The organism is Sphaerisporangium sp. NPDC049002 (assembly GCF_040649355.1).
GTDB lineage: Bacteria > Actinomycetota > Actinomycetes > Streptosporangiales > Streptosporangiaceae > Sphaerisporangium.
In genome coordinates this window covers 1-9,170 of record NZ_JBEZFH010000264.1, presented here as the reverse complement: position 1 = coordinate 9,170, position 9,170 = coordinate 1, and the positions used below count along the sequence as shown (strand labels likewise).

10 protein-coding genes are annotated in these 9,170 nt (G+C 74.1%); 1 reads left to right on the top strand and 9 read right to left on the bottom strand.

Features of this window, described 5'->3' with window-relative positions; translation table 11 throughout:
- The coding region (locus tag AB0B89_RS32540; protein ID WP_358560438.1) for a PASTA domain-containing protein at positions 1-1,073 on the top strand (1,073 nt) is incomplete at its 5' end.
- Positions 1,074-1,095: 22 nt separating this feature from the next.
- On the opposite strand, the gene alc is transcribed toward AB0B89_RS32540, so the two are convergent.
- The 9 genes from alc to AB0B89_RS32495 form a co-directional block, all read right to left on the bottom strand.
- Positions 1,096-2,070, bottom strand: a complete 975-nt coding sequence (gene alc / locus AB0B89_RS32535) for an allantoicase (RefSeq protein ID WP_358560436.1) — start codon at positions 2,068-2,070, stop codon at positions 1,096-1,098.
- Positions 2,071-2,121: 51 nt separating this feature from the next.
- Complete coding sequence (gene allB, locus AB0B89_RS32530) at positions 2,122-3,420, bottom strand: allantoinase AllB (RefSeq protein ID WP_358560434.1); 1,299 nt, start codon at positions 3,418-3,420, stop codon at positions 2,122-2,124.
- A gap of 21 nt (positions 3,421-3,441) precedes the next feature.
- A complete protein-coding gene (locus tag AB0B89_RS32525) occupies positions 3,442-4,590 on the bottom strand; it encodes a glycerate kinase (protein WP_358560433.1) in 1,149 nt (382 codons plus the stop codon).
- A gap of 96 nt (positions 4,591-4,686) precedes the next feature.
- On the bottom strand, positions 4,687-6,066 hold the full coding sequence (locus AB0B89_RS32520; RefSeq protein WP_358560440.1) for an 8-oxoguanine deaminase: 1,380 nt from the start codon (positions 6,064-6,066) through the stop codon (positions 4,687-4,689).
- A gap of 2 nt (positions 6,067-6,068) precedes the next feature.
- Positions 6,069-6,542: a (2Fe-2S)-binding protein gene (locus tag AB0B89_RS32515; RefSeq protein ID WP_358560431.1), complete on the bottom strand. Its 474-nt coding sequence runs from the start codon at positions 6,540-6,542 to the stop codon at positions 6,069-6,071.
- Positions 6,533-7,408: an FAD binding domain-containing protein gene (locus AB0B89_RS32510; protein ID WP_358560429.1), complete on the bottom strand. Its 876-nt coding sequence runs from the start codon at positions 7,406-7,408 to the stop codon at positions 6,533-6,535. The genes AB0B89_RS32515 and AB0B89_RS32510 overlap by 10 nt, the downstream gene beginning before the upstream one ends.
- A 10-nt stretch (positions 7,409-7,418) precedes the next feature.
- On the bottom strand, positions 7,419-8,321 hold the full coding sequence (gene pucL / locus AB0B89_RS32505; protein WP_358560427.1) for a factor-independent urate hydroxylase: 903 nt from the start codon (positions 8,319-8,321) through the stop codon (positions 7,419-7,421).
- A 2-nt stretch (positions 8,322-8,323) separates the two neighbouring features.
- A complete protein-coding gene (gene uraH / locus AB0B89_RS32500; protein WP_358560425.1) occupies positions 8,324-8,647 on the bottom strand; it encodes a hydroxyisourate hydrolase in 324 nt (107 codons plus the stop codon).
- A gap of 64 nt (positions 8,648-8,711) precedes the next feature.
- Positions 8,712-9,170 (bottom strand): 2-oxo-4-hydroxy-4-carboxy-5-ureidoimidazoline decarboxylase (locus AB0B89_RS32495; protein ID WP_358560423.1); only part of this gene is annotated, 459 nt, incomplete at its 5' end.

Sequence of the window (9,170 nt, the reverse complement as noted above, 5' to 3'; positions counted from 1 at the left end):
ACATGGGGCCGCAGCGCCCGCCCACCGGCGCGGCGGCCCCCGGGCCGGTGGCCGCGCACCAGATGGGCGCCGCGCCCGCCAACCCGACCCTGATCCACTCGCAGACCGAGATGCTCACCGCCCCGGCGGTACGGCCGGCGGCCGAAGGCCCGAAGCGCCGCGGTTTCCGGCCCCACTGGTTCATCGTCGTGCTGGTGGTCCTGATGGCCGCTGCGATCGGTGGCACCGGCTGGTGGTTCTCCGAGGGCCGCTACACCAAGGTCCCCGACCTGTCCGGCCTGAACATCACGATCGCCAAATCGGAGGCCGAGAAGCAGGGCTTCGAGGTCAAGATCGGCACCCCCGAGCACGACAAGGAGGTGGCCGAGGACAAGGTCCTGCGCACCGAACCCGAGCCGGGCAAGGAGGTGCTCGCCCAGTCCAGGATCACGCTGATCCCCTCGGCCGGGCCCGTCAAGATCGCGGTGCCGAACGTCGTCAACCTGCCGGAGGCCGACGCGCGGGCCAAGATCTCCGAGGCGAGCCTCACCGCCGGCACCGTCAGCCGGGTACCGAGCGACACCGTGCAGCGCGGCCTGGTGCTGCGCACGAACCCCCAGGTCGGCACCAAGGTCAGGGAGGGCAGCCGGGTGCAGCTCGTGCTGAGCGCCGGGCAGCTCATGCCCGACGTCAGCGAGATGCAGTGCGACCAGGCCGAGGCGTTCCTGCGGGGGAAGGGGTACAACCCCACGATCGTCCAGCAGACCGACAACGCCCAGCCTGGCACGATCATCGCCCAGAACCCCGCCGCGCGTGCCGAGGTCACCGCCGGGCAGAACGTGCAGCTCACCTGCTCCAAGGGGCCCGACACCGGCTTCCACTGGCCCTGGGAGAACCCCGACAACGTCCAGCCGGGCCAGGCCCTCGTGGCCATCCCCGACGTCCGGTTCAAGAACGTCGGGGACGCCACCCGCGAGCTTCGCACCGCCGGCTTCCAGGTACGGGTGCGCAAGATCGCGGGCGCGGGCTCGGTGGTCGCGGAGAACCCCCTGGGACAGGCCCCGGCGGGCACCCGCATCACGATCTGGCACTGACCCGGCGGGAGCCTGCCCGGTCTTACAGGTCGCGGGGAGTGCCGTGGAGGCGGAGGCGGCCCATGCCGCCGTCGGGGTAGATGTCGAGGCGTACGTGCGTCGCGACGCGGTCACCCGGCAGGCGGAACCTGTGGCGGGTGTCCGGCTGGAGCCGGGTGCGCGGGAGCAGCTCGAACCACTCGGTGTCCTCCCCCGGCGGGCCGTCGCCGGCCTCGGCGGCCATCAGGGAGGCCGCGCCGGGGGCGTTGTACACCAGGTTGGTGGTGTCCAGCTCGGCGACGCGCACGACGCCGGGCACCGCCAGCCGTACGACCAGCCAGTCGTTGCCGCCGTCCCGGCGGCGGGAGGTCTCCCACCCCTCGGCCTGGTGCCGGGGCAGCCCGGGGGCTATGACGTTCGCCGGCGAGGAGTAGAACTCGTCCGAGCAGGCGGTGACCATGGCCCCGTTCTCCAGGGCGGCGAGGTCCACGGTCATGCCCTCGTACAGCGCCAGGTCGGGCGCCACCTCGCCGTGGACGCGCAGCCGCGAGACCCCGCCGTCGGGGAAGATGTTCAGCCGCACGTGGGTGAACCGGCGGCCGTCGCCGACGGCGAACTCGTGCGCGGCGTCCCCGCCCAGGGGGCTCCTTGGCACGATCTCCACCCACTCGGCCTCCTGGAGCTCGGCCACCGAGGGGTACCCGCCGACCGCGCACGCCTCGACCGAGGCGAAGGGCGGGTAGTTGCCGGTGAACCACGCGGTGTCGACCACCACACACCGGACGGCACCGGGCATGCCGAGCCGCACGATCGCCCAGTCGTGGCCGGGCTCGCGGCGCCGCCGGGTCTCCCAGCCGTCGTAGACCTGGCCCCGGGGGCCGAAGGTGCCGGGCTGGAACGCGGGCGCGCCGGGCCTGATCAGTGCCTGCCGCTCGGCGAAGGACTCGTCGCTCGCCGCCACGACCGACCCGCCGCAGGTGCGCAGCGCCAGGTCGGGCAGGCGCGTGAGGTCACTCACCGGCACCGCCGGTGCTCGCGGGGATCGGGTGGCAGCCGGCCGGAAGGTCGTTCAAAGAAGCACTCCAAAAGGTGGGACGGTGTCGGACACGGGCCGGCCGCGCAGCCAGGTGGTGCGCACCACTCCGGTCAGCGTGCGGCCGTGGTAGGGCGTCACCGGGTTGCGGTGGCGCAGGTCTGTGGCGTTCACGGTGAACCCGGCCGCGTCGTCGAAGGCCACCAGGTCGGCGTCGAGGCCCACGGCGATGCCGCCCTTGGCGGTCAGGCCGGCCAGCTCCGCAGGACGCGCGGACATCCACTCGGCGACGCGCGTCAGGCCGTACCCGCGCGAGCGTGCCTCGGTCCACACGGCGGGCAGGCCGATCTGCAGCGAGGAGATCCCTCCCCAGGCGGCGGCGAAGTCGGGCACCTTCAGGTCGGGGGTGGACGGCGAGTGGTCGGAGACGACGCAGCTCAGCACGCCCGCCGCGAGGCCCTTCCACAGTTCGTCGCGGTTGCCGCCGTCCCTGATCGGGGGGCAGCACTTGTACTCGGGGCCGCGCACCTGCTCGGCGGTGAGGGTCAGGTAGTGGGGGCAGGTCTCGGCGGTGATCCGCACCCCGTCGCGCCGCGCGGCGTCCAGCGGTTCGAGGCAGGAGGCCGAGGACACGTGCAGGATGTGGACGCGCGCGCCGGTCTCGCGGGCGGCGGCGATGACCCGCTCGACGGCCCGGCGCTCCGACTCCCCCGGCCGCGAGTCGAGAAATTCCGGGTATGTCGGGCCGAGGGGCTCGGTGAGCAGCGCGGGGTCCTCCGCGTGCACCACCATGAGCCCGTCGAACGCGGCCACCTCGCGCAGGGCCGTACCCAGGCCCGCGGCGTCCAGCGGCGGGAACTCCTCCACCCCGGACGGCGACAGGAAGCACTTGAAGCCGTACACGCCCGCCTCGTGCAGCGCGCGCAGCTCGGCGGCGTTCCCGGGGATCGCGCCGCCCCAGAAGCCCACGTCGACGGCGCACTGACCGGCCGCCGCCGCCCGCTTGACCGCGAGCGCGCCCGCGTTCACCGTGGGCGGCAGCGAGTTGAGCGGCATGTCGACGATCGTCGTCACGCCTCCGGCCGCCGCCGCCCTGGTGGCGGTGGCGAACCCCTCCCACTCGGTGCGGCCGGGCTCGTTGACGTGGACGTGGGTGTCGACCAGGCCGGGCAGCAGGCACACCTCGCCGAGGTCCACCCGCTCGGCCGCCGGTGCCGGGTCGTCGTAGGGCAGGAGCGCCGCGATCACGCCGTCCCGCACGGCCACGGCCAGGGGGCGCTCGCCATCGGGCAGCACCGCCCGCCGGGAGCGCACCACCAGATCGAAATCGCTCACAGTCCTCCGTCCAACCGGGTGTCAGTCATGGGCGTGGGCGGGCGCCTGGGGGAGCCATTCGGCGGCCAGCGTGGCGGAGAGCCGGGTGAGGAGCGGGCCCGCCTCCGCCATGCAGCGTCGCACGTCGTCCTCGATGCCGGTCAGCGCGAAGGCGGCCTGGATGCCCGCCGCGCGCAACTGCTCGCCGGTCAGCGCGCACCGGCCGCACACGGCGACCACGGGCACCCCCGCCTCGGCGGCCGCCGACGCCACCCCGGCCGGGGCCTTGCCGCGCAGGGTCTGGTCGTCGAGCGAGCCCTCCCCCGTGATCACGAGTCTCGCGCCGGAGAGCCGCGCGGAGAAGCCGAGCAGGTCGAGCAGAAGGCGGATGCCCGGCCTGATCTCGGCGCCGAGGAAAGCCATGGCCGCGAACCCGACGCCGCCCGCCGCCCCCGCGCCCGGGGTGTCGCGCGCCCGTACGCCGAGGTCGCGCTCGGCGAGGTCGGCCCAGCGGGCCAGGCCCTCCTCCAGCCTCGGCAGATCGGCCGGTCCCGCCCCCTTCTGCGGGCCGTAGACCGCGGCCGCGCCTTCGGGGCCGAGCAGCGGGTTGTCCACGTCGCTGGCGACGACGAACGTCGTGCCGGCGGGCGGCGCGAACCCCGAGAGGTCAAGGGAGCGCAGGCCGGCCAGGGACCCGCCCCCGGGCGGCAGGTCGCGGCCCCGCGCGTCGAGCAGGCGCACGCCGAGCGCGCGCATCATGCCGGAGCCACCGTCGGTGCAGGCGCTGCCGCCGAGGCCGAGCACCACCTCCCGGGGACCCTGGCGCAGGGCCGCCGCGATCAGGTCGCCGGTGCCGTCGCTCCCGGCCGTGAGGGGCGCGAGCCGCCCGCCGGGGAGCCGGTGCAGGCCGGACGCCTCGGCGAGCTCGACCACCGCCACGCCGTCCAGGAAGCCGTAGGCGGCGCTCACGGGCTCACCGGTAGGGCCGGCGACGACGGCCTCGACGCGGTGGAACCCGCAGGCGACGGCGGCCTCCACGGTGCCGTCCCCTCCGTCGGCCACCGGCAGTGTCACGACCGTGAGGTCCGGCCGGGCGGCGCGCAGGCCCGCCGCCACCCGGCCGGCGACCTCGACGGCGCTGAGCGAGCCCTTGAACTTGTCCGGCGCGATCAGCACGTGCCCCGGCGTCACGCGCGGGCCTCCGGGTGGGCGTGCCCCGGCGTCATGCGAGGGCCTCTTGGTGGGCGTGCCCCGACCCAGGGGCCTCTCGGCGTGCGGGTCCCGGCCTCAAGCGCCGACCTCCCTGTTCACGCTGAATCCCCTGTCGGCGGCGAGCCGGGTCAGGCGGCGGTGTGCCTCGACGCCGGCCCGTCCCGCGGCGTCGTGCGACACCGTGCGCAGCTCGCCGTCCTCCACCACGGTCTCTCCGCCGACCAGCACGCGGGCCACGGGCGGCGTCGCGCCGAAGACCAGCGCGCAGACCGGGTCCTCGACGGCCGCCGCGAAGCCGTCGACCCGCCACAGGACGATGTCGGCGAGCTTCCCCGGCTCCAGAGAGCCGATCTCGTCCTGCCGGCCGAGGCACCGGGCGCCGCCCAGGGTGCCGATCTCCAGCGCCTGGCGGGCGGTGAGCGCCGCCGGCCCGTACCTCGCGCGCTGGAACAGCAGGGCCTGCCGCATCTCGCCCGCCAGGGGCGTGAGCTCGCTGGAGGCGCTGCCGTCGACGCCGAGGCCGACGATCGCACCGCCCCGCAGCATCTCGAACACGCGGGCGATGCCCGCGCCGAGGCGGCCGTTGGAGCTCGGGCAGTGGGCGGAGCCGGTGCCGGTCTCGGCGAAGCGCCGGATGTCGCGATCGTGGAGGTGGACGGCGTGGGCCACCCAGACGTCGGGGCCGAGCCAGCCCAGCTTCTCCATGTAGTCGACCGGGGTGCAGCCCATCTGCGCCAGGCAGTGCTCCTCCTCGTCGCGCGTCTCGCACAGGTGGGTGTGGAGGCGCACGCCCTTGTCGCGGGCCAGCGCCGCCGCCTCGGTCATCAGGTCGGCGCTGACCGAGAACGGCGAGCACGGCGCCACGGCGACGCGGAGCTTCGAGCCGAAAGAGGGGTCGTGGTAGGCGTCGACGGCCTCGGCGGTGGCGGCGAGGATCTCCTCCAGCCCCTCGACCACCTCGTCCGGGGGCAGGCCGCCCTGCGAGACGCCCCGGTCCATCGACCCCCGGCACGGATGGAAGCGGATCCCGAGGTCGCGGGCCGCCTCGATCTCGGCGGCGAACAGGTCGCCCCGGCCCTTGGGGAAGATGTAGTGGTGGTCGGTGGTCGTGGTGCAGCCCGACAGCGCGAGCCAGCCGAGCCCGGCGGTGGCCGCGCCCTTCACGACCTCGGCGTCCATGGCCGCCCACACCTGGTAGAGAGCGGTGAGCCACTCGAACAGCGTGGCGTCCTGGGCGACTCCCTGGGAGGCCCACTGGTACAGGTGGTGGTGGGTGTTGACCAGGCCGGGGGTCGCCAGGCAGCCCGAGCCGTCGATCCGCGTGGCGCCGGGGACGTCGGGGGCCGGGCCCGCGCCGAGCGCGGCGATGCGGCCGTCCTCGACGTGGATGTACCCGCGGCCGATCTCGGGCCCCACCACCGGGGCGATCGCGACGTTCTCGATGAGGGTTCCCACGGTCACGCCACCCCGGCCTTCCTGGCGGCGGCGAGCCGCACCGCGTCGAGGATCTTCTCGTACCCGGTGCAGCGGCACAGGTTGCCCGCCAGGGCCTCGCGGATCTCGGCGTCGCTGGGCTCGGCGTTGCGCTCGATCAGGTCGTGCGCCTGGACGAGCAGGCCCGGCGTGCAGAACCCGCACTGCACGGCTCCGCACTCGACGAAGGCCTCCTGGATCGGGTCGAGCCGGTCCCCCTGCGCCAGCCCCTCGACCGTGCGCACCTCGCGGCCCTCGGCCTGCCCTGCGGCGACCAGGCACGCGCACACCGGCAGGCCGTCGAGGTAGACCGTGCAGGAGCCGCATTCGCCCTGCTCGCAGGCGTTCTTCGAGCCGGGCAGGCCGACGCGCTCGCGCAGGACGTAGAGCAGGCTCTCGCCCTCCCAGACGCCGTCGACCGCCTCGGGCCTGCCGTTGACGGTGAAGTTCACGCGCATGCCGCCGCCTCCTCGCGATAGTCGTTCCAGGCCCAGGTGAGCGTGCGGCGGGCCATCACCGCGACCGCGTGGCGCCGGTAGTCGGCGGTGCCCCGGACGTCGTCGATGGGTGAGGCCGCCTGGGCCGCCAGCTCGCCGAACCGCGCCAGCAGCGCGGCGTCGAGGGGGCCGGACCCGGTCCAGTCGAGCTCGGCCGCGAGGAACTCCTCCGCGGCGAGTGCCCGGCGCGGGGTCGGGGCCGCCGAGCCCACGCCGGTACGGGCGCGGCGCTCCTGTGGGTGCAGCGCTATCGCGAAGGAGCACACGGCGATGACCATGGCGTTGCGGGTGCCGACCTTGGAGAAGTACTGCGGGCCCTCGGCGGGCGCCATCCAGAAGGCGCGGATCAGCTCGTCGGGTTCCAGCGCGCTGCGCTTCACCCCGAGGTAGAACTCGGCGGCCGGGATCATGCGCGTGCCCCGCGCGGCGGACTCGACCTCGATCACCGCGTCGCCGGCGAGCAGGGGCGGGTGGCTGTCGCCCGCGGGGGAGGCGGCGCCGAGGTTGCCGCCGACCGAGCCCCGGTTGCGGATCTGCGGGGAGCCGACCGTGCGGGAGGCCTGGGCCAGCCCGGGGAGCCGGTCCCCCAGCTCGGAGATGATCCGCGCGTACGGCACCCCGGCGCCGACGCGGAGCCGCCCGTCGGACATGGGCTCCCAGCCGGCGAGGTCGGTGACCTGGTTCAGGTCCAGCAGCGCCACCGGGCGGCGCACGTCGAAGTTGATCTCGACCATGACGTCGGTGCCGCCCTGGATGGGCACCGCGTCCGGCCGTTCCGCCTTGGCGGCCAGCGCCTCGCCCCAGGTGGTGGGTCGCAGGAACTCCATCTGTACTCCCCTAGTCCCAGGCCGGGCCGGCGTCCGGCGCGTCGTCGTGGAGCACGGCGCCCTCGATCAGCCCGTACGGGCGATCGGCGGCGAAGTAGACCTCGTTGTCGTTGTCCAAGCCGAAAGGAGTGAGATCGACAAGGAAGTGGTGCTTGTTCGGGAGCTCCAGCCGCACCTCGCAGACCTCCTCGCGCGTGGCCAGCACGCGGCCGCCCATGGAGAAGAGCGTCTGCTGCAGTGACAGGCTGTGGGTGTCGGCGAACGCCTCCAGCAAGGATCTCCGCACTTCATCGTACGATTTCCCGAAATCATACGAATTGGCGAGTTCGGACGCGCCGGCGGGATCCGGGAGCGCGGGCGGCGCGGTGTGGCGCCAGCGCGCGGTCACGGCGGTGGCGAGGACGCGGTCGGTGGCCGGCGGCAGCGTGGTGTACTCGTCCTCGATGAACCCGTGGAACTCCGAGCCCGTCGAGTTCAGCAGCACCAGATCGCGCAGCCCCGACACCACCGTGGAGGTGCCGTCGCGGTCGTGGTGGACCACGCACGTGCGCGTCTCGGCGGCCGAGCGCAGGAAGGAATGCGGCCCCCGGCGCTCCCAGGAGTACTCCTCCACCGCCACCCGGGCGTGGTGGATCGTGGGCTGCGAGCCGACGAAGTGCCGGGCGAGCAGCAGGGCGAACTCTTCGATCTGCCCGATGCCGTGCTTCTTGGCGAAGGCGTAGACCGTGTTCTTCTGCGAGTCGGTGGGCAGCACGGCGGCGTTGCCGCCGTTCCTGTGCACGTCCTCCATCGCCCCGGAGAGCGAGATGGAGACGTTGCAGTCCTTGAGGTGGTGGACCTCGCCGTCGCGGGTGACGCGGACGACGCGGGTCTCCGCCTTGCCGTAGCGGTTGGGCCCGAGGACGACGGTCATCGCTAGCTCCCTCGGTAGGTCGAGTAGGCGAACGGGCTCAGCAGCAACGGCACGTGGTAGTGCGCCTCCGGGTCGTCCACGAAGAAGGTCACGACGACCTCCGGGTAGAACGCCGTCACCCCCGACCGGGCGAAGTAGGCGCCGGTCTCGAAGACCAGGCGGTGGACGCCCTTGCCCGGCTCCCCCTCGGGCAGCCAGTCGCGCAGGCGGCCGTCCTGGTCGGTCACGCCCTTGCCGGCCAGGCGGTCCCCCTGGAACAGGCTCACGGCCATGCCCTCGGCCGGGCGGCCGTTGCCGGAGTCCAGCACATGGGTGGAAAGGCTCATCTCTCCTCCTCTGCGCGGCCGGCCCGCGCGCGCATGGACGGGGTGGACGGGGTGATCAAGTTGGTCATGCGCCGCCCTCGCCCCTGCCCTCGCCCTCCGCGAGGAGTTTGGCCACCCGCAGGCGCGTGATCTTGGCGAGCTCCTCCCGTACGACGGCCCGCTCGGCCTCCTCGTCGTTCAGCAGGCGGCCGGCGAGCCGGTCGAGCATCTCCCCCGCCGACAGGCCCGTGGCGCAGATCAGGTAGACGTGGCCGAACCGCTGCTCGTACACCGCGTTGCGGGCGGCCAGCTCCGCGAGCACCCGCCGATCGGCTCCCGCCGTACCGGACTGCTCCTCGCGCGACCACGAGGACTCCCGGCCCGCCCCGGCGGCGCGATCGCCGATCCGCGGGTGTGCGCTCAGCGCCTCCAGCACGTCCGCCCAGCCCAGCGCGAGGACGGCCGCCTCGGCGGCGTCGCCCGCGTGCCGGGCGAGCACCGCCTGGTATGCCGCGAGCAGGGTCATGTAGAGCGTGGCGGTGTG